19 protein-coding genes are annotated in these 19,370 nt (G+C 67.4%); 10 read left to right on the top strand and 9 right to left on the bottom strand.

Features of this window, described 5'->3' with window-relative positions; all coding sequences use genetic code 11:
- The first annotated feature begins 422 nt into the window (after nucleotides 1-422).
- Genes BLR19_RS13095 through dnaQ form a run of 5 tightly spaced genes read left to right on the top strand, consistent with a single transcriptional unit; the run spans nucleotide 423 to nucleotide 4,124 of the window.
- On the top strand, nucleotides 423-1,292 hold the full coding sequence (locus BLR19_RS13095) for a pyruvate, water dikinase regulatory protein (protein WP_091751869.1): 870 nt from the start codon (nucleotides 423-425) through the stop codon (nucleotides 1,290-1,292).
- Complete coding sequence (locus BLR19_RS13100) at nucleotides 1,289-1,924, top strand: Maf family protein (protein WP_255366666.1); 636 nt, start codon at nucleotides 1,289-1,291, stop codon at nucleotides 1,922-1,924. Before BLR19_RS13095 ends, BLR19_RS13100 begins: the two co-directional genes overlap by 4 nt.
- On the top strand, nucleotides 1,921-2,751 hold the full coding sequence (locus BLR19_RS13105; RefSeq protein ID WP_176758352.1) for a shikimate dehydrogenase family protein: 831 nt from the start codon (nucleotides 1,921-1,923) through the stop codon (nucleotides 2,749-2,751). The genes BLR19_RS13100 and BLR19_RS13105 overlap by 4 nt, the downstream gene beginning before the upstream one ends.
- Complete coding sequence (coaE, locus tag BLR19_RS13110) at nucleotides 2,748-3,377, top strand: dephospho-CoA kinase (protein WP_091751877.1); 630 nt, start codon at nucleotides 2,748-2,750, stop codon at nucleotides 3,375-3,377. The genes BLR19_RS13105 and coaE overlap by 4 nt, the downstream gene beginning before the upstream one ends.
- Before the next feature lie 24 nt (nucleotides 3,378-3,401).
- A complete protein-coding gene (dnaQ, locus tag BLR19_RS13115) occupies nucleotides 3,402-4,124 on the top strand; it encodes a DNA polymerase III subunit epsilon (RefSeq protein WP_091751880.1) in 723 nt (240 codons plus the stop codon).
- Between the two features lie 218 nt (nucleotides 4,125-4,342).
- Here the strand turns inward: dnaQ and dapB are convergent, their stop codons facing one another.
- From dapB to dnaK, 3 genes are all read right to left on the bottom strand, one after another.
- Nucleotides 4,343-5,092, bottom strand: coding sequence for a 4-hydroxy-tetrahydrodipicolinate reductase (gene dapB, locus BLR19_RS13120; RefSeq protein ID WP_091751883.1), 750 nt, complete (start codon nucleotides 5,090-5,092; stop codon nucleotides 4,343-4,345).
- Nucleotides 5,089-6,291: a molecular chaperone DnaJ gene (gene dnaJ, locus BLR19_RS13125; RefSeq protein ID WP_091751885.1), complete on the bottom strand. Its 1,203-nt coding sequence runs from the start codon at nucleotides 6,289-6,291 to the stop codon at nucleotides 5,089-5,091. The genes dapB and dnaJ overlap by 4 nt, the downstream gene beginning before the upstream one ends.
- Before the next feature lie 175 nt (nucleotides 6,292-6,466).
- Nucleotides 6,467-8,407 (bottom strand): molecular chaperone DnaK, encoded by a 1,941-nt coding sequence (dnaK, locus tag BLR19_RS13130; RefSeq protein ID WP_255366673.1) that lies wholly within the window; start codon nucleotides 8,405-8,407, stop codon nucleotides 6,467-6,469.
- A gap of 257 nt (nucleotides 8,408-8,664) precedes the next feature.
- On the opposite strand from dnaK, the gene BLR19_RS13135 reads away from it, so the two are divergent.
- Nucleotides 8,665-9,033, top strand: coding sequence for a hypothetical protein (locus BLR19_RS13135; protein WP_091751888.1), 369 nt, complete (start codon nucleotides 8,665-8,667; stop codon nucleotides 9,031-9,033).
- A complete protein-coding gene (locus tag BLR19_RS13140) occupies nucleotides 8,996-9,634 on the top strand; it encodes an alpha-ketoglutarate-dependent dioxygenase AlkB (protein WP_091751892.1) in 639 nt (212 codons plus the stop codon). Before BLR19_RS13135 ends, BLR19_RS13140 begins: the two co-directional genes overlap by 38 nt.
- A gap of 3 nt (nucleotides 9,635-9,637) precedes the next feature.
- On the opposite strand, the gene BLR19_RS13145 is transcribed toward BLR19_RS13140, so the two are convergent.
- Entirely contained in the window at nucleotides 9,638-10,438 is an 801-nt protein-coding gene (locus BLR19_RS13145; protein WP_091751895.1) for a siderophore-interacting protein, read from the bottom strand.
- Complete coding sequence (locus BLR19_RS13150; protein WP_091752104.1) at nucleotides 10,435-11,064, bottom strand: PadR family transcriptional regulator; 630 nt, start codon at nucleotides 11,062-11,064, stop codon at nucleotides 10,435-10,437. The genes BLR19_RS13145 and BLR19_RS13150 overlap by 4 nt, the downstream gene beginning before the upstream one ends.
- A gap of 108 nt (nucleotides 11,065-11,172) precedes the next feature.
- Here BLR19_RS13150 and BLR19_RS13155 point away from each other — a divergent pair, with 108 nt between their 5' ends.
- From BLR19_RS13155 to BLR19_RS13165, 3 genes are read left to right on the top strand one after another with little or no spacing between them, the layout of a single operon-like run.
- On the top strand, nucleotides 11,173-11,922 hold the full coding sequence (locus BLR19_RS13155; RefSeq protein ID WP_091751898.1) for a dienelactone hydrolase family protein: 750 nt from the start codon (nucleotides 11,173-11,175) through the stop codon (nucleotides 11,920-11,922).
- A gap of 58 nt (nucleotides 11,923-11,980) precedes the next feature.
- Nucleotides 11,981-12,460: an RrF2 family transcriptional regulator gene (locus BLR19_RS13160; protein ID WP_091751901.1), complete on the top strand. Its 480-nt coding sequence runs from the start codon at nucleotides 11,981-11,983 to the stop codon at nucleotides 12,458-12,460.
- Nucleotides 12,438-13,379: an NAD(P)/FAD-dependent oxidoreductase gene (locus tag BLR19_RS13165; protein WP_255366668.1), complete on the top strand. Its 942-nt coding sequence runs from the start codon at nucleotides 12,438-12,440 to the stop codon at nucleotides 13,377-13,379. The genes BLR19_RS13160 and BLR19_RS13165 overlap by 23 nt, the downstream gene beginning before the upstream one ends.
- Here BLR19_RS13165 and BLR19_RS13170 read toward each other — a convergent pair.
- From BLR19_RS13170 to glnD, 4 genes are all read right to left on the bottom strand, one after another.
- Nucleotides 13,376-13,840, bottom strand: a complete 465-nt coding sequence (locus tag BLR19_RS13170) for an OsmC family protein (RefSeq protein WP_091751909.1) — start codon at nucleotides 13,838-13,840, stop codon at nucleotides 13,376-13,378. The two genes, BLR19_RS13165 and BLR19_RS13170, sit on opposite strands and share 4 nt — an antisense overlap.
- Nucleotides 13,840-14,883: a tryptophan--tRNA ligase gene (gene trpS / locus BLR19_RS13175; protein ID WP_091751912.1), complete on the bottom strand. Its 1,044-nt coding sequence runs from the start codon at nucleotides 14,881-14,883 to the stop codon at nucleotides 13,840-13,842. The genes BLR19_RS13170 and trpS overlap by 1 nt, the downstream gene beginning before the upstream one ends.
- 125 nt (nucleotides 14,884-15,008) lie before the next feature.
- Nucleotides 15,009-16,604, bottom strand: a complete 1,596-nt coding sequence (gene murJ, locus BLR19_RS13180; protein WP_091751915.1) for a murein biosynthesis integral membrane protein MurJ — start codon at nucleotides 16,602-16,604, stop codon at nucleotides 15,009-15,011.
- A gap of 36 nt (nucleotides 16,605-16,640) precedes the next feature.
- Entirely contained in the window at nucleotides 16,641-19,346 is a 2,706-nt protein-coding gene (glnD, locus tag BLR19_RS13185) for a [protein-PII] uridylyltransferase (protein ID WP_066627193.1), read from the bottom strand.
- Nucleotides 19,347-19,370: the final 24 nt, after the last annotated feature.

Consider the following 19,370-nt stretch of genomic DNA (forward strand, 5'->3'; position numbering starts at 1 on the left):
GCTCTCAATCCCTAATCAGATTAAGAATTAAAAGATTCGAAGTGGCAGGTAGGGCGGTGGAATGGCGGGGATGACTCGATCGGAGGCGGCGGAACAAAAGCGGATATCCACGTCTGCCATATCCCTAACGGGGATGTCGAAACGACCAATCCCGCCGGTGGACAATCCCTAACGAAACCTTAACGGGCAAGGGTTTGCGGGGACTTGCGGCTGTGAACGCGGTTAAGCGCCGTTAACCTTTCATTAGGATTTCCACAGCGGTTGGAAATTCGGTTTTCCGCCTTGGGATGATCCGGCGGCGGACGACCAACGCGATCCACCATCATCCCCGCTCGCGGGCGGATCGATCAGCGGCTAAGAAAAACGGCGCCCCGACGGTCCAACGCCGTCCCCCAACTTTCAACAGGGAGACAGACAGTCTCATGAGCCCTGCGAGACCCTCGGGACCGGCCCGTCTGGCCACCTATTTCCACGTTCACCTGGTGTCGGACTCCACCGGCGAGACCTTGAACGCCATGGCCAAGGCAGTGACCGCACGCTTCGACGGCGTCATTCCGATCGAGCACATCTATTCCCTGGTGCGATCGTCAAAGCAGATGGAGCGGGTGCTGCAGGAGGTGGAGGCCGCGCCGGGCGTCGTTCTCCACACCCTGGTCGACCGCGATCTGCGCGAGCAGCTGGAAGAAGGCTGCCGTCGCCTGGACATGCCGCAGATCGGCGCGCTGGATCCCTTGGTCGGCGCCATGTCGCGCTATCTCGGCGCGGCCCTGTCCACCCGCGTCGGCGCCCAGCACGCGCTGGACCACGACTATTTCAACCGGATCGCGGCGCTGGACTTCGCCATGGCCTATGATGACGGCCAGGGCTCTCTGGATCAGCTGGAAGGCGCCGACGTCGTTCTGTGCGGGGTCAGCCGGACGTCCAAAACCCCGACCTGCATCTATCTGGCCCACCGGGGCATCCGGGCGGCCAACGTGCCCCTGGTGCCGGGTCAGGAGGACGGCGAGCGGCTGACCAAGCTGAAGAACCCCTTGGTGATCGGCCTGACCGTATCGCCGGATCGGCTGGTTCAGATCCGGCGCAACCGCATCGACAACCTGAACGCCAGCCAGTCGTCGAACTATACCGATCAGGACGCCGTGCGCGACGAGACGATCAAGGCGCGCCGGGCCTTCGAGCGGCGCGGCTGGCCGACCATCGATGTGACCCGCCGTTCGGTGGAAGAGACGGCGGCGGCGATCACCAATCTGCTGAGCGAGCATCGCAACCACAAGATCGGGACGACCTGGTGAAAAGTATTCCTGCTGCGCTATCGCCCTCCGGGCTGCTTGAGCGCGGAACTCTCATCCTGGCTTCCAAGAGCGCGGCCCGCCGCGCCATGCTGGAAAACGCCGGCGTCGCCTTCGAGGTGCGCGTCGCCGATGTGGACGAGGACGCGATCAAGGCCGTCTCGACCGATCTGGACGCCGCCGCCCTCGCCGTTCGTCTTGCGGAAGCCAAGGCCCTGGCCGTTTCGCGCGACGACGAGACCGCCTGGGTGCTGGGCTCGGATCAGACCTTGGCCTTTGACGGCGGCCTGGTCTCCAAGGCCAGGTCTCTGGACGCGGCGCGCGAGCGGCTGAAGGCCATGCGCGGCAAGTCTCACCAACTGCACTCCGGCGCAGCGCTGGCCATCAAGGGCCAGATCGTCTGGTCCGGCGTCGATACGGTTCAGATGCGGATGCGCGATTTCTCGGACGCCTTCCTCGACGCCTATCTGGCGGCCGAGGGCGAGGCCCTGCTGTCCTGCGTCGGCTCCTACCGGCTTGAGGGGCTGGGCTCGCAGCTGTTCGAGGCGGTGGACGGCGACTATTTCACGGTGCTGGGCCTGCCGCTCTGGCCGGTGTTGAAAGAGCTGCGTCGGGCGGGGGTGATCGCGGCATGAGCACGCACCGCATAACCGGGACCGCCATGGTCGCCGGGATCGCCGGAAACCCGGTCGCCCATTCGCTCAGCCCGGTCATCCATAACGCCTGGCTGGCGGCCGGCGGCATCGACGGCGCCTATGTCCCCTTCGCCCCTGCCGATGCGGCCGGGTTCGAGGCCCTGGTCGCAGCGGGACGTGCCGGTCTGATCATGGGACTGAACGTCACCGCCCCGTTCAAGGAACAGGCCTTCGCCTTGGCGGATCAGGCGACGGCGGCGGCGAGGCTGACGTCTTCGGCCAATATACTGCAGTTCGAAAACGGGCGGGTGCTGGCCGACAGTTCCGACGGGACCGGCCTGATGCGCGGCCTGAAGGAACAGGCGCCGGACCTGGACGTGGCCGGGCGGCCGGTGGTGATGCTGGGCGCCGGCGGCGCGGCCCGCGCAGGGTCCGGCGCCCTGGTCGAGGCCGGCGCCGAGGTGCGCATCGTCAACCGCTCCCCCGAACGCGCCGAGGCCTTGGCCGCCGATCTCGGGCCGTCGATTCGGGTCATGACGGCCGATGACGCTTTTGACGGCGCAGCCTTGGTCATCAATGCGCTCAGCGTCCCGCCGACCATCGACTTCGACCGGATCGCGCCCGGCACGGTGGTGATGGACATGACGTACAAGCCATTGGCCACGCCCTTCCTGATGGCGGCGCGCGAACGCGGCCTGCCGATGGTGGATGGCTTGGCCATGCTGATCGGCCAGGCGGCGCCGTCGTTCGAAGCCCTGTTCCGCCGCCCGCCGCCGCCTCTCGATCTTCGCGCCCTGTTGATGACGCATCTGGGCGAGACGGCATGATCCTGCTCGGTCTCACCGGCTCCATCGGCATGGGCAAGTCGACGACGACGGCCATGTTCGCCGATCTGGGTGCGGTCGTCTGGAACGCCGACGATGCGGTTCACCGCCTCTACGCGCCTGGCGGTGCGGCGGTCGGCCCTGTGGGCGATGCCTTTCCCGGCGTCGTGGTGGACGGCGCGGTCGATCGCACGCGTCTGGCCGAGGCGCTTGGGAAAGACGACACGGCGTTCCGTCGTCTGGAAGCCATCGTCCACCCCCTGGTCGCCCAGGGGCGCGCGGCGGACCTGGAGGCGGCGCGCACGGCCGGTGTGAAACTGGCGGTTCTGGACATTCCCCTGTTGTTCGAGACGGGCGGGAACAGGGCCGTCGACGCCGTCGTGGTGGTCACCGCCGATCCGGCGATCCAGGCGGAGCGGGTCCTGGCTCGCGGCATGACCCGCGAACGGTTCGACGCCATCCTGGCGCGCCAGATGCCGGACGCGGAAAAGCGCGCCCGCGCCGATTTCGTCATCGACACCGGCCGGGGTTTGGAGGCTGCTCGGGCCGAGGTCGAGGCGATCGTGGCCGCCGTTCTGGCCCCGTCGTGGATATCTCCCCGGCGCGACGCGGCGAGCCTTTCGCGCTGAGGCGAATGCCGCCATTAAGGGCGAATGGCGCGCGAGATCGTTCTGGATACGGAAACCACCGGCTTCGACCCCAAGACGGGCGACCGGCTGATCGAGGTCGGCTGTATCGAGATACAGGACCTGCTGCCGACGGGGCGGACCTTCCATCGGTTCGTCAATCCCGAGCGGCTGATCCCGCCCGACGCCATCCGGGTTCACGGCATTACCGACGAGAAGGTCAAGGATGCGCCCAAGTTCGCCGAGATCGCCGACGACCTGATCGAATTCATCGGCGATGCGCAGATGATCGCCCACAACGCCGCCTTCGACCGGAACTTCATCGACTTCGAATATGCGCGGTGCGGCCGGCCGATCACCGGCGAGGCGCGCTGGATCGATACGCTGAAACTGGCCCAGACGCGGTTTCCGGGCATGCCCAACTCACTGGACGCCCTGTGCAAACGCTACAAGGTGTCGCTGGTCGAGCGGACGCTGCACGGCGCCCTGATCGACGCTCGTCTGCTGGCCGAGGTCTATCTGGAGCTTCGCGGCGGCAAGGAACGGGTGCTGGACCTGTCGTCCGCGCCGGTCGGCCGTGGTCCCGGCGGCGTCATCGAAACCGCCGCCTACGGCCAGCGCCCTCGCCCCTTGGCGCCGCGCTCCACACCCGAGGAACAGGCCGCCCACGTCGCCTTCCTCGCCAGGGCGCTGAAGGATCGGTCGCTGTGGGACGCCTACGGCCTGCCGGCGCAGGAAGACGCCGCGTAGCCAAGACGACCCTGAAAAGCCGTCGTCATTCCGGGGCTGAGCGGAGCAAGGAACCCGGAAGCTAGGCGTGAGGCCGGGATGCCGGACGCATTTCTAGAATGAGATTGCGCTCCTGGGTTCCGGGTTCGGCCTTTGGCCGCCCCGGAATGACGGAGATGATCTGTTTTGACGTCGTGACCGAGTCGCGAACATAGCAGGGCGGCAATCGCCCTTGGGCATCAGGCCTGCCTGAAGCCAAGCACGTCCTGCATGTCATAGAGACCGGGGCGGCGGGTGCGGACCCAGGCCGCGGCGGCGACGGCGCCGCGGGCGAACAGCGACCGGTCGATGGCCGAATGGCTGAGCGTCAGAACCTCGTCCTCTGAGGCGAACAGCACCGTGTGTTCGCCCACGATCCCGCCGGCGCGGATCGAGGAAAAGCCGATCTTGCCGGTCTCCCGCTCGCCCTGCACGCCGTCGTAGGGGGCGGTGCGCAACTGAGCCAGATCGGCGAACCGCCCCTCGGCTGCCGCTTCGCCCAGCATCAGGGCCGTGCCCGAAGGTGAGTCCACTTTCCGGCGGTGGTGGGCCTCGGTGATCTCGATGTCCCAATCCTGGGCGTCCAGACGTTGGGCCGCATGCTGGACCAGGCCGATCAGGATGTTCACGCCCAGGGAGAAGTTGCCGCTCTTGACGATGGCGACCTTCTCGGCGGCCTTCATCAGGTCGGCTTCCTGCTCGTCCGTGAAGCCGGTCGAGCCGATCACCAGGGCCGGGCCGCCGCGCTCGGCGGCGCTCTGGGCAAGGGCGACCGAGGCGGCCGGGGTCGAGAAGTCGATGATCACGTCGCACAGCGACAGGTCGGCGGTTTCGCCCCAATCGAAGCGGGCGGCGACCACCACGTCTTCGCGAGCGTCCAGAACCTGAGAGACCGCACGCCCCATCCGGCCGCGATAGCCGGAAATGCCGGCGTGGAAGATTGCGCTCAAACCGCGTTCTCTTTCGACCCGTCCGCGTCCTGACTGCCCAGGATGTCGGCCCAGAAACGCTTCGCCTTTCCGGCAAAGCTGGAATTCCTGGGGTTCTGCCCCTCCCCGAACGACAGGGCAAGCTCTTCCAGCAACTCACGCTGGCGCGCGGTCAGATCGGTGGGCGTCTCGACGAACAGTTCGACCACCAGATCGCCCCGGTTGCGGCCGTTCAGATGGGGCATGCCCTTGCCCTTGATGCGCACGGTCTTGCCGGTCTGGGCGCCGGCCGGCACGGCGACCGAGGCCTTGCACTTGCCGTCGCAGGCCGTGGAGACCAGGCAAGGGGCGTCGATTTCGCCGCCCAGAGCCGCCACCGTCATCGGCACGGGCACGGTGACGAGAAGGTCCAGGTTGTCCCGCTCGAACAGGTCGTGCGGCGCGACCGAGATGAAGACATACAGATCGCCGCGCGGTCCGCCGCGCTGGCCCGCATCGCCCTCGCCCGAAAGACGGATGCGCGAACCGTCGTCCACGCCGGCGGGGATTTTCAGGTTCAGGGTCCGGGTTTTGCGCACCTGGCCGTGCCCGTGGCAGGTGGTGCAGGGATCGGCGATCATCTGACCCTGGCCGTGGCAACGTGGGCAGGTGCGCTCGACTTGGAAGAAGCCGTTCGCTTGGCGCACGCGACCGGCGCCCTGGCAGGTGGTGCAGGTGACAGGCTTGGTGCCCGGCTTGGCCCCCGACCCCTCGCAGGTGTCGCAGGTCATGGTCGAGGGGATGTCGATCTCGACGTCCTCGCCCTTGTAGGCCTGCTCCAGGGTGATCTCCAGATCGTAGCGCAGGTCCGAGCCCCGGCGCGGTCCGCCCTGCTGGCCCCGGCCCTGGCGTCCACCGAACGCGTCGCCGAACGCGTCGCCAAAGACCTGGGAGAAGATGTCGTTGATGTCCGAGAAACCCTGGCCGCCCTGGCCGAACGGATTGCCGCCCCCGCCGCCGTTCACACCCGCATGGCCGTAACGATCATAGGCCGCGCGCTTGTTGTCGTCCGACAGCACCGTATAGGCCTCGGACAGCTCCTTGAATTTGGCCATCGACTCTTCCGAACCGCCGTTGCGGTCCGGGTGGTGGATCATGGCCAGCTTGCGGTAGGCGGCTTTCAGGCCGGGGGCGTCGATCGTGCGTTCGACACCCAGAACTTCGTAATAATCACGCGCCATCGGGCGTTCGTCCTCATACTTCCCCGTTCGCTTTCGCCTCGCCTCTTATCGAGCGTTGGTCGAAATCGATGTCCCGGCTGACATGGGGTCCGGGACCAATGATGCAAGTTTCATGAAAAGGCCCCGCCTATCGCAAGACAAGCGGGGCCGTATCATTTCAGCGACCTGTGACGGATCAGGCGCTCTTCTTGTCGTCGCCGTCAGTGTCCGACACTTCCTCAAACTCAGCGTCGACCACGCCGTCGTCGGCCGGCTGGCCTTCCGCGGCGGTGTCGCCCTGTTGTTGGGCGTACATGGCCTCACCCAGCTTCATCGAGGCCTGGACCAGGGTGTTGGTCTTGGCGCGGATGTCTTCCGGATCCGTGCCTTCGCGCGCGGTCTTCAGCTCGGCCAGGCCGGTCTCGATGGCCGTCTTCTCGTCCGCGCCGACCTTGTCGCCGTGTTCGGCCAGGGCCTTCTCGGTCGAGTGGATCAGGCTGTCGGCGGCGTTCTGCGCCTCGACCAGATCCTTCTTGGCCTTGTCGGTCGCGGCGTTGGCTTCGGCTTCCTTGACCATCTTGTCGATGTCGGCGTCTGACAGGCCGCCGTTCGCCTGGATGCGGATCGACTGCTCCTTGTTGGTCGCCTTGTCCTTGGCCGAGACGTTGACGATGCCGTTGGCGTCGATGTCGAAGGCGACCTCGATCTGCGGCATGCCGCGCGGTGCGGGCGGAATGCCCATCAGGTCGAACTGACCCAGCATCTTGTTGTCCGACGCCATCGGACGCTCGCCCTGGAAGACCCGGATCGTCACGGCCGACTGGTTGTCGTCGGCGGTCGAGAAGGTCTGGCTCTTCTTGGTCGGGATCGTCGTGTTGCGCTCGATCAGGGGTGTGAAGACGCCGCCCAGGGTTTCGATGCCCAAGGTCAGCGGCGTCACGTCCAGCAGCAGCACGTCCTTGACGTCGCCTTGCAGAACCCCGGCCTGAACGGCGGCGCCCAGGGCCACGACTTCGTCAGGGTTCACGCCCTTGTGCGGCTCCTTGCCGAAGAAGGCCTTCACGGCTTCCACGACCTTGGGCATGCGGGTCATGCCGCCGACCAGAACCACTTCGTCGATGTCCGAAGCCTTCAGGCCGGCGTCGGCCAGGGCCTTCTTGCACGGCTCGATCGTGCGTTGGACCAGATCCTCGACCAGGCTTTCCAGCTTGGCGCGCGTCAGCTTGATGTTCAGGTGCAGCGGGCCAGAAGCGTTCATGGTGATGAACGGCAGGTTGACCTCGTACTGGGTCGTGGTCGACAGCTCCTTCTTGGCCTTTTCGGCCTCTTCCTTCAGGCGCTGCAGGGCCAGCTTGTCCTGGCGCAGGTCGACCGACTGCTCCTTCTTGAACTCGTCGGCCAAGTAGTCGACCAGACGCAGGTCGAAGTCCTCGCCGCCCAGGAAGGTGTCGCCGTTGGTCGACTTCACCTCGAACACGCCGTCGCCGATCTCCAGGATCGAGACGTCGAAGGTGCCGCCGCCCAGGTCATAGACGGCGATCTTCTGGCCGTCGTTCTTTTCCAGACCATAGGCCAGGGCCGCCGCGGTCGGCTCGTTGATGATGCGCAGCACTTCCAGGCCGGCGATCTTGCCGGCGTCCTTGGTCGCCTGACGCTGGCTGTCGTTGAAGTAGGCCGGCACGGTGATCACGGCCTGGGTGACCTTGTCGCCCAGATAGGCTTCGGCCGCTTCCTTCATCTTGGTCAGGGTGAAGGCTGAGATCTGCTGCGGGGAATAGTCCTTGCCGAAGGCGCGCACCCAGGCGTCGCCGTTCGGGCCCTTGACGATCTCATAGGGCACCATGCCCTTGTCCTTGGCGACGACGGGATCATCGAAGTTGCGGCCGATCAGGCGCTTGATCGCGAAGAAGGTGTTGGACGGGTTGGTGACGGCCTGGCGCTTGGCGGGTTGACCCACCAGCACTTCCGCGCCGTCCTGGATCGCCACGACCGACGGGGTCGTGCGGTTGCCCTCGGCGTTTTCGATCACCTTCGGCGTCTTGCCGTCCATGACGGCGACGCACGAGTTGGTGGTGCCCAGGTCGATGCCGATAATCTTGGCCATGTGTTCTTCAGTCTCTCTGGTTCGGCGGGCGATGCGGCGGCCTTCGACGAAGCGCCGCGCGTGACCGCCCCCGGTTGGGTTGGCGTGGATCAGGCTGGATAGCCCCAAGTTTCGCGGGGTTTCTCCGAAGCTGGCCCCGATATGGGAAAATCCCCCCGGCCCGCAAGGGCGTTATGCGATTCAACGCTTTCGAAGAACGTTGAAATTCGAAGATGCAGGCGCGGCGATTACGGCGCATAAGATTTTGCATCGCGCTCTGGGGATCGCGATCGAGGAAGAGAGAGGAAACAATGATCAAGACCCTGCTCAAAGCCGTCGTCGCGGCTGCCGTTCTTGTCGGCTCCGCGGCGGTCGCCGCGCCGCCTGCTGCGATGCCCATGGTGCAGTCGAAGGACGGCTATGATCGGCACGTCACCATCAAGAACCGCACCGGCTGGACCATGTTGCGCTTCTACGCGTCGGATTCACGCAGCGACGACTGGGAAGAGGACATCATGGGCTCGGACGTTCTGGAAAGCGGGCAGGATGTGCGCATCAACATCGATGACGGCTCGGGCGCCTGCATCTATGACTTCAAGGCCGAGTTCACCAACGGTCAGGAGCTGACGCGGTCGCGCATCAATGTTTGTGAGGTCAGCGAATACACCTACACCCGTTGAGGTGAAGACCGCCGTTGAGGGCTTCCGGCTCTGGCCGGGGGCGCTCGATGCTGCGGCGCAGGCCGATCTGATCGGGGAGGTGTTCGCCCGGCTGGAAGATGCGCCCCTCTATCGGCCGACCACGCCGGGCGGTCGGCCCTTTTCGGTTCAGATGAGCAACTTCGGGCCTCTGGGCTGGGTCTCCGACCGGGGCGGCTATCGCTATCAGTCGACCCATCCCGAAACCGGGCGACCGTGGCCCGCGATCCCGACTGTGCTGCTCGACCTGTGGGACGCGACGGTCGCCTGGCCCACGCCGCCGGACGCCTGTCTGGTCAATCTGTATCGCGATGCGGCGAAGATGGGCCTGCACCAGGACAAGGACGAAGCCGACCTCGGCGCGCCCGTACTGTCGGTGTCGCTAGGGGACACGGCGACGTTCCGCATCGGCGCGGCGGAGGGCGGACGCACCACGACGCTGAGGCTGGACAGCGGCGACGTCTGCGCCCTGACCGGCCCCGCGCGCCTGGCCCGTCATGGCGTCGACCGCGTGCTGGCCGGATCGTCGCGCCTGATCCCCGGCGGCGGCCGGCTGAACTTGACGCTGCGCCGGGCGCGTTGAACGTCAGTCTTCGATGACGCCAAGGGCGCCGCCATCGCCCAGACGCCAGTAGCCCGCCGCCTTCATCGCCTTGGGGGCGAAACCGAGTGCGACCATGGCGCCGCGCAACGCCTTGGCCGCCTGGGCTTCCGCCGCGATCCAGACATAGGCGTCGTCGCGCGATACGTCGGCCGCCGCCGACTTCGCGGCCGAAACCAGGGCGCGGGCCTGTTCATGATCGCCGTCGCGCTCGACCCAGACTGACGTCAGGTTCGCGCGGCTCGTCAGCGTCAATCGCGAGGCGGCGTCTGCAACCTCGATCACAGTCAGGACGCGCACCCCGGCCGGCAGTTCCTCCAGACGGCGGGCGATGGCGGGCAAGGCCGTCTCGTCGCCGATCAGGACATGGTCGGCATAGTCGACCGGGACGATGAACGACCCACGCGGCCCGCCGACGCCCAGGATCGATCCAGGCGCCGCCGCTTCGGCCCATTCCGTCGCCGGACCGCTATGTCCTAGGACGAAATCGATGGTCAGCCGGTTGGTCGCGGGATCATAGGCCCGAGGCGTGTAGTCGCGCGCGACCGGCGGGGGCTCTGAAAACACCGGCCCGTCTGGCCCCACGGTCGGCAGGTTCAGCGTCTCTCCGTCCCGTACGGGAAAGATTTTCACATGATCGTCAAATCCTGCGCTGACGAAGCCGGCTAGGTCGTCGCCGCTCAGGATCACCCGCTTCAGCGTGGGCGTCAGGCCTTCGACCGAGACGACCGAAAGCGTGCGAAACTTCAGCTCGTGCCGAACGCGACGGCTTTCGCGCGCGCTCATGCCTTTTCGATCCTGTCGGCCGCCTCGGCCAAAACGGCGGCGATGGCCTCGACCTGAGCGTCGGTCAGGGCGATCTCGCCGGTCAGCCGCCCATGGAGGGTGTGGCGCAGTCGGCCGATGGCGTCCTGGATGGCGGTCGGACGCAGAGCGCGCGCGGCGAACTTGTCCATCGTCGCCTCGGCGGCCTTCAGCACGTCTTCGTTTTCCGCCAGCATGGCGCGTCCGGCCTCGGTAATAGCGTACCGCTTCTTGCCGCCCTGGGCCTCGGACTCCAGCGCGCCCATCTCCTCCAGCAAGGTCAGGCTGGGATAGATGACGCCGGGGCTGGGCGAGTAGGCGCCGCCCAGTCTCGTTTCGACCGCCTTGATCAGCTCATAGCCGTGGCTGGGCTTGTCGGCGATCAGCGACAAAAGCACCCAGCGCAGCGTGCCGTGGTCGAACAGGCGCCCGCCGCCGCGCCGGCCATGGCCGTGACCACGTCCGCGCGCCTCGCCGCCTTCCCAGCCGGGACCGAAGTCCGCGCCGCGCCCGCCGCGCATGCCACGTCCGAAGGCCAGGCCGCCATGGCGACCGTGTTTTTCGCCGCATCCGTTGCGGCGTCCTTGCAAGATCCCCTTGGACCTCATGATCGATTCCTTTTCGATATATCTATTCACAGCGGTTCAGATATATCTGAATGAGGAAATGCGCAAGAGGGGCTGGCGTTGGAGCGTAAGCTGCGGCGTAAATCGGAAATGGACGATCTGAAGCGCCGCTGGGCCCGGCTGGAGCCCCATGTCACCGTCGTCGGGCCGGACGACGAGCGGCCTCGCCCCGCCGTGCTGCTTTTCCACGGCTGCGGGGGTCTGCGCGATCACCTGCCCCGCTATGCCGAGGTCGCCAAGGCGGCGGGCTGGCGCGCCTTCATCATCGATTCCTACGGCCCGCGCGGCTGGGGCCGGGCCTTCACTCTGGCGGCGGTCTGCACGGGCCTGTCGTTCCGGGGCTATGAACGGGTGGGCGACGTCCTGGCGGCGATCCGAGGCGTTTCGGCCCGCCCCGATGTCGACGCGACGAAGCTGGCCCTGGCCGGCTGGAGCCACGGCGGCTGGTCGATCATGGAGATGATGAGCGGCGCGCCGACGCCCGGCGCCTTTGGCGTGACCGATCCCGCCGAGGCCAGCCTGTCCGGCGTCAAGGCGGTGTGGCTGGCCTATCCCTACATCGGCCCGTTCGCCTTCAACCGGCTGAAGCCCTGGCGGCATTGCCCGCGCGTTCTGGCCGTCACCTGCAAGCGCGACCACCTGACGACCGTTCGCAACGCCGAACAGGTCAACGCCATGATCCGCAACTGCGGCTCCCAGGTCGAAAGCTGGATCGCCGGGGGCACCCACGCCTTCGACGAACCCACCAACAATGGGCCGATGCGCCACGATCCGACCCTGACGGCCGAGGCCCTGCGCCGGTTTGGCGCCTTCCTGACCGACGCCGTCCCACACGGCTGAAAAAGAAAACTGACCCGCGCTCTTGACGGGCGATCCATCACGTAACAATTGCGGTTACATGAAAAGGGATTCCCGACTGTCCAACATCCTCCACGCCCTGCTGCACATGGCCGAGCATGAGACACGCACCGGCTCGCCCATGACCTCGGATCAGCTGGCGGTCTGCCTTTCGACAAATCCGGTGGTGGTGCGCCGAACCATGGCTGGCCTGCGCGAGCAGGGATTGGTGGCGTCGGAAAAGGGGCATGGCGGGGGCTGGCGTCTGTCGCGATCGCTGGATCAGGTCACCCTGGGCCAGGTGAACGCGGCCCTCGGCGGCGCGGATCTGTTTCCGGCCGCTCCGCCTATCGAGGCCGACGGCTGCCTGGTCGAGGCGGCGGTCAACGACGCCCTGGCCGAGACCTACGCCGCCGCTCGCGCCCTGCTGATCGGGCGCCTGAACGACATAACCCTGGCCGATCTGGCGGCGGATTTCTCGCGCCGCATGGCCGAACATCCCAAGAGAGACCTCCTGCATGCCCACGCTCGAAAGTCCTGACGTCATGCCGCACGACGCCCTGATCATAGGCGGCTCCTATGCCGGCCTGTCCGCAGCCATGCAGCTGGTCCGCGCGCGCCGCCGCGTTCTGGTCATCGACGACGGCCGGCCGCGCAATCGGTTCGCCGCTCGCGCCCATGGCGTCCTGACGAATGACGGAAAGCCCGGCGCTGAGATCACGGCGTCGGCTCGAGCCCAGGTCGCGGCCTATCCGACCGCCGCCTTCCGCATGGCGGAGGCGGTCGAGGTCGAACGGATCGATGGCGGTTTCTCGGTCGCCTTCGCTGACGGCACACGGACAAGCGGTCGCCGGCTGCTGCTGTCGCACGGTGTCGAGGACGTGCTGGTCGACATCCCGGGGGTGAAGGAACGCTGGGGCCGCACCGCCCTGCACTGTCCCTGGTGCCACGGCTATGAGATCGGCGGCGGCCCCATCGGCGTGCTGGGGCGCGGCGATCACGTGGTCCAGTATGCGGCGACGGTCGCCGAATGGGGCCAGGTCACCCTGTTCATGGATCTGGACGTCGGCCTGTCGCCCGAGGAGGCCCATCTGCTGGATCGACGCGGGGTCACCATCGAAGCCACGCCCATCGCGCGGCTGGAGGGCGAGGCGCCGGACCTGAGCGGCGCGCGGCTGACCGACGGACGGTTCGTCGAGCTGAAGGCCATCTTCGTCGGCGCCAATGTGCGTGTCGCCAGCCCGTTCGCCGAGCGGCTGGGCTGCGAGATGACCGACACCCCGATGGGGCGAGTGATCAAGGTGGACGCCATGCAGCAGACGACCCAGCCGGGCGTCTTCGCCGCCGGCGATCTGGCGCGCGCCGCCTCCAAAATCACCTTGGCGACCTCGGACGGCATGATCGCCGCCCACGCTCTGTTCAGGTCCCTGGTCGAGGAAGAGACGGCGGTCGCCGCCTAACCGATCGTCGCCTCGACCGTGATGGTCGCGCGGACTGAATGGGCCATTTCGCAGTGATCGTGGGCCTGGTGGTGCAGGGCGTCGATCTCGGCCTGATCGGGTTCGCGGCCGGTGAAGCTGGTGAAGGGGCGCAGCGTCACCTCGGCGAGGTAGCGCTTGCCGTTCTCGTCCTTGCCCATCTTGCCCGACGCTTCGTCAACATAGGTGTCGACCACCAGGCCGGCGTTGGCGGCGAAGGCGAGGAACCACAGCATGTGACAGCTGGACAGAGAGGCGATCATCGCCTCTTCCGGATCGACGCCGGCCGGATCGGACATTGGCACGGGCACGCTGGAGGGCGCCGACGACCCCGGCACCACCGCTCCGCCGTCGAAGCTCCAGGAATGGGCCCGGCTGTAGCGCTTGTCCAGGAAGGGCTGGTCGCCGCGGTTCCAGACGACCTTGGCTTCATAGACCCCCATTACGCCCTCCAGAAGCCGACGATCTTCTTGACCTCGTCCACCACGGGATCGGCGACCTCGGCGGCGCGTTCGGCGCCGGCCTTCAGCACGCGGTCGATCTCGGCCGGATCGTCCATCAGACGGCGCATCTCGGCCGTCACGGGCGCCATAGACGACACCGCCAGGTCCGCCAGCGCCGGCTTGAAGGCGCCGAAGCCCTGGCCGCCGAACTGTGCGATCACCTGTTCGCGGGTCAGGCCCGCCAACGCCGCATAGATGGCGACCAGATTCTTGGCCTCGGGCCGTTCGTTCAGGCCCTCCAGGGTTTCCGGCAACGGCTCGGGATCGGTCTTGGCCTTCTTGATCTTGGAGGCGATCGTGTCGGCGTCGTCGGTCAGGTTGATGCGGCTGTTGTCGGACGGATCCGACTTGGACATCTTGGCCGCCCCGTCGCGCAGGGACATGACGCGGGTCGCCGGTCCCTGGATGATCGGCTCGGGTACGGGGAAGAAGCCGGGAACGCCGAAGTCGTTGTTGAACTTGGCGGCGATGTCGCGGGTCAGCTCCAGATGCTGCTTCTGGTCCTCGCCGACAGGCACTTCGGTGGCCTTGTACAGCAGGATGTCGGCCGCCTGGAGCACGGGATAGGTGTACAGGCCGACCGAGGAGCGTTCCTTGTGCTTGCCCGACTTCTCCTTGAACTGGGTCATCCGGTCGAGCCAGCCGAGACGGGCGACGCAGTTGAAGATCCAGGCCAGTTCCGCATGGGCGCGCACGGCTGACTGCGGGAAGATGATCGCCTTTTCCGGATCCAGGCCCGAGGCGAGATAGGCGGCGGCGATCTCGCGCGTCTGGGCCGTCAGTTTGGCCGGATCCTGCCACACGGTGATGGCGTGCATGTCGGCGACAAAGACATAGACCGGCGCGCCCTGGTCCTGCAGCTCCACGAACCGCTTCAAGGCGCCGAGGTAGTTGCCCAGGTGCAGCGCGCCTGAGGCCTGGATGCCGGACAGGATGCGGCGCGGGCCATCATATGTCGCAACGGCGGGGGTTTGGTCGGTCATGGGATCGGGTCTCGGAAGGTCGAAAGGCAGGCGTGGCGAGGCAGGCGGCGGCTCAGCCGCGCCATCGCAAGTCATGGATCAGGCCCGAGGTCGTCATGGCCTCGCGCTTATCGGTTCGCCGCCTGTCAGTCCAGACCGGAGACCGCGCCGCCGCCGGGCTCGCGCTTCAGCGTGGCCTTCAGTTCCGAGATGGTGACGGCCCGGAACGCCAGCAGGCAGAAGCCGTAAAGCCCGGCCCCGGCGCCGCAGACCACCAGGACGGCGATCTCCTTGGCCAGGAACAGGCGGCTAAGCTGCGGATAGAAGACGTCGGAGGCGAATAGCAGGGCGGCCATCATGGCGCTGGCGGCGATCACGCGGGCGATGCGCGACAAAAAGGCCGGCGACGGCCGCCAGCTGTTCTCGCGGATCAGGACCCCGCCCAGCAGGGCGACGTTGACCCAGGCCGAGGTGCTGGTGGCGATGGCCAGGCCCAGCACCCCGTCCCAGCCCTGACGGCGGAACCAGAAGAACAGGGCCGAGCCCAGGATGACGGTGATGACCACGCTGGCCACGGCGAAGATCATCGGACGGCGCGTGTCCTGGCGCGCGAAAAAGGGTGGAGTCAGAACCTTGGCCAGGACGAAGGCCGGCACGCCCCAGGCGAACTGACGCAGCACATCGGCGGTGCGGGCGGCGTCGGCCGAAGTGAAGGCGCCGCGCGTTACGGTCGCGTCGATGATGAAGAAGGGAATGACGAACAGGGCCACCGCCGCGGGCAGGGTGAAGGCCATGGCCAGGTTGATGCCGTCATCCAGCGTCTTCTGCCCGCCCTCGTGATCGCCGTCGACGAACGCCTTGGTCAGGCGTGGCACCAAGGCCAGGCCGATGGCGACCCCCACCAGGCCCAGCGGCAATTGATACAGCCGGTCGGCGTTATACAGCACCGAGCGCGCGCCCTCGTCCGAGCCGGTCAGGAACTGCGACACCAGAGAGTTGATCTGAAGCGCCCCGCCCGCCAGGGCGCCGGGCACGGCGAGCGCCAGGGTGTGACGCACATTCGGCGTGATGCGCGGCAGGCCGATCTTCAGCCGAACGCCCAGACGCCGCACGCCCCACCACAGCAGACCGGCCTGGATCAGGCCCGACACTGTCACCGCCGCCGTCACCATCAGCAGCACCGTCTCCTGCGGGATCGGCAGGATCAGCGGCGGCATCAGGGCGGCCAGGGTGCACAGGTTCAGAAACACCGGCACGGCCGCCGACAGGGCGAACCGACCGCCCGTATTCAGCACGCCCGACAGCAGCGAGGCCACGGTCATACAGGCCAGATAGGGCATGGCCAGCTGGGTCGCGATCACGGCGGCGCGCAGCACCATCGGCTGGTCGCGATAGGCCGACAGCAGCCACGGCATGATCCAGGGCATCACGACCTGCAGCAGGATGCAGAAGCCGGCGACGACCGCCAGCATGAAGCTGAGCGCCTCGGACGCCGTGACGGCGGCGGCTTCCTCGCCCTCGCGCGCCCGAACCCCGCCATAGACCGGCACGAACGCCTGGGCGAAGGCGCCCTCGGCGAACAGGCGGCGGAACATGTTGGGCAGCATCAACGCCGTGGTGAAGGCGTCCATCATCGGTCCCTGGCCGAAGCGCGCCGCCAGCGCCATGTCGCGCACGAAGCCGAGAATTCGACTGCCCAGCGTCAGGGTCGACTGCACCAGGGTGTTTCGGGCGAGGCTCATGCGGACATTCGACAGGGCGCGGAGGAAGGTTGTCGCTTAGCGCGCTTGTTCGCCGGGCGATACGGGCTTTGCGCGCGGGCTGCGGCGGCCCAGGTCGGAGACGTCGCGCGCGCTGGCGCGGGCCGAGGCGACCTTGCGTCCGGCGGGCGCGGGCGCGCGGCTGTCCAGCACGGCCTCAAGCGCGGTGCGCAGTTCGGCGATCCGCTGTTCCGAGGTGATCTTCCGCCCTTTGCGATCCACGACGTAGAAACTGTCCACCGCCCGCTCGCCATAGCTGGCGACATGGGCGGAGCGGATGCTCAGGCCTTCGTCGTTGAACACGCGCGACAGGTCCGCCAGCAGGCCCGGCCGGTCGGCGCAGGACACCTCGACCACTGTGGCGACCTCGCTGGCGTGGTGATCGACCATGACCACGGGTCGGACTTCGAAGGCCGCCTTGCGCGCATTGCCGGTCGGATCGGGCGCCTGGCCGATGCGGCCCTCGCCCCGCGCGGCCTTTTCCAGCGCCTCGACCAGGGCCTTCAGGCGACGCGGTTCGGCCTGGCCATAGGGCAGGCCCGCTCCGTCCTGAACACGAAACACGTCCAGGACGACGCCGTCCTCGGTCGCCACGCGGGCGTCGGTCACGTCGGCGCCCAGGGCGGCCATGGTCTGGGCCAGATCGGCGAACAGGCCCGGCCGGTCGGCCGCTGCGATGGAGATTTCAGTGGTCTGCACCGTCAGCCCCTGCACCGGCGCGGTTGGGGCGCTCTCGGCGGCGGCGCCCGTCTCGCGCGCCCGCTGGACCAGGGCCGGGTGCGCCGCCAGCGGATCCTCGCGTGTCACGTCTTCGCCCCGGAACAGGGCGGCCACCTGATTGTAAAGGGTGCGCATCAGCTGACCCTTCCAGCCGTTCCACACCCCCGGCCCCACGGCCCGGATATCGGCGACGGTCAGGACCAGCAGCATTCGCAGTCGCTCGGGATCGCCGACCAGTTCGGCGAAGGCGCGGATGGTCGCCGGGTCCGACAGGTCGCGCTTCTGGGCATAGTCCGACAGCGCCAGATGGCTGCGCACCAGCCAGACCACCAGTTCGATCCGGCGCGGATCGACGCCCAGCCGTTCGCACGCCCGACGCGCGGCGATAGCGCCATCCTCCAGCTGCCCCCGCTCGCCGCCCTTGCCGACGTCATGCAGCAGCATGCCCAGCATCAGGGCTTCCATGTCCGAGATCAGGTGCACGATCTCGCTGGCCATGGGGTGGTCGGTCTTAAGTTTGCCGCGCGCGATGTCGTTGATGATGCCGATGGCCTGAAGCGTATGCTCGTCGACCGTATAGGCGTGGTACATGTTGAACTGGGTCTGGCCGACGATCCGCCCCCATTCGGGCAGGAACCGACCCAACAGGCCCGTCTCGTTCATGATGGTCAGGACGCGATAGGGCCGCTGCCCGTGCGCCAGAACGTCCAGGAAGGCGCGCGTCGCCGCCGGGTCGCGCCTCAGCCGGGGCGTCACCAGCGACAGCGATCGCGTCACCGCCGAAAAGGCGTCCGGATGCAGGTCCAGGTCGTGCTTGTCGGCGCAGACGAACAGGGTCAGCAGCTTGACCGGATCGGCGGCGAACACCTCCGGCCCCTCGACCGACAGACGCCCCTGATCGATCCAGAACCCCTCGACCTCAAGCTTGCGCCGGGGGGCGGGCCGGAACGGCGCCATCAGACGCGACAGGCCATGCGCCGTCTTCTGGTGGCGCGCCTCCAGCTTGGCCGACATGGCGCGGGTCAGGGCGCCGACGTCGCGGGCCACCAGAAAGTATCGCCGCATGAACCGCTCGACCGCCGGTTCGTCGCCGCGCCCGCGCCAGCCCATGCGTCGGGCCACCTCCGGCTGCATGTCGAACGTCAGCTTCTCTTCAGCCCGGCCCGCGATCAGATGCAGATGGATGCGGACCCGCCACAGGAAGTCGAACGCCTCGTCCGACGTTCGTCGCTCTCGCGGGGTGAACAGCTCGTCCATCACCGTCGCGCCCAGCCGGCTTTCGGGCGCCAGAGACCGGGCGATCCAGTACAGGGTGTTCAGGTCGCGCAAGCCCCCCTTGCCGTCCTTGACGTTGGGTTCGACCTTGTAGCGGGTCGAGCCGGCCTTTTCGTGCCGGGCGGCCCGCTCCTCCAGCTTGGCGGCGATGAAGGGGCGCGGATCGGATTTCGACACCATGTCGCGAAACCGGCCGATCATCAGCTGGGCCAGCGCCTCGTCCCCCGCCAGCGGACGCGCCTCCAGCAGGGTCGTCCGCACCGTCATGTCGGTGCGCGACAGGCTCAGACACTCTTCGACCGAGCGCACCGCCGACCCGACCTTGGCCCCCAGGTCCCACAGCACATAGAGGACGAACTGGATCACCTGCTCGCCGCGCGGCGTCGCCTTGGACGATCTCAGGAACAGCAGGTCCAGATCGGAATGGGGCGCCAGCACGCCCCGGCCGTAGCCCCCGACCGCGACCAAGGCCAGCCGCTCGGCCTCGACCGGCGAGGTCGGCCACAGCGTCTGGGTCGCCACCCGCCACAGGCCGGCCAGCATCTCGTCGGCGGCGGCGGCGTACAGACGCGCCACATCGCGGCCCTTCATGCCGCCGTCAAGCTTGCGCTCCGCCCGGGCGCGGGCGGCGTCATAGGTCTCGCGCAAAACGACAGAGACCGCCGCGCGCGGGTCTTCCGCGCGGGCGGCCTCGTCAAGGCGGTCATCCAGACTGGGCGAGGCGTTCATGTCAGCCGTCTATAGGCCGCATCC

This window comes from Brevundimonas sp. 374, from assembly GCF_900102995.1.
Classification (GTDB): domain Bacteria; phylum Pseudomonadota; class Alphaproteobacteria; order Caulobacterales; family Caulobacteraceae; genus Brevundimonas; species Brevundimonas vesicularis_C.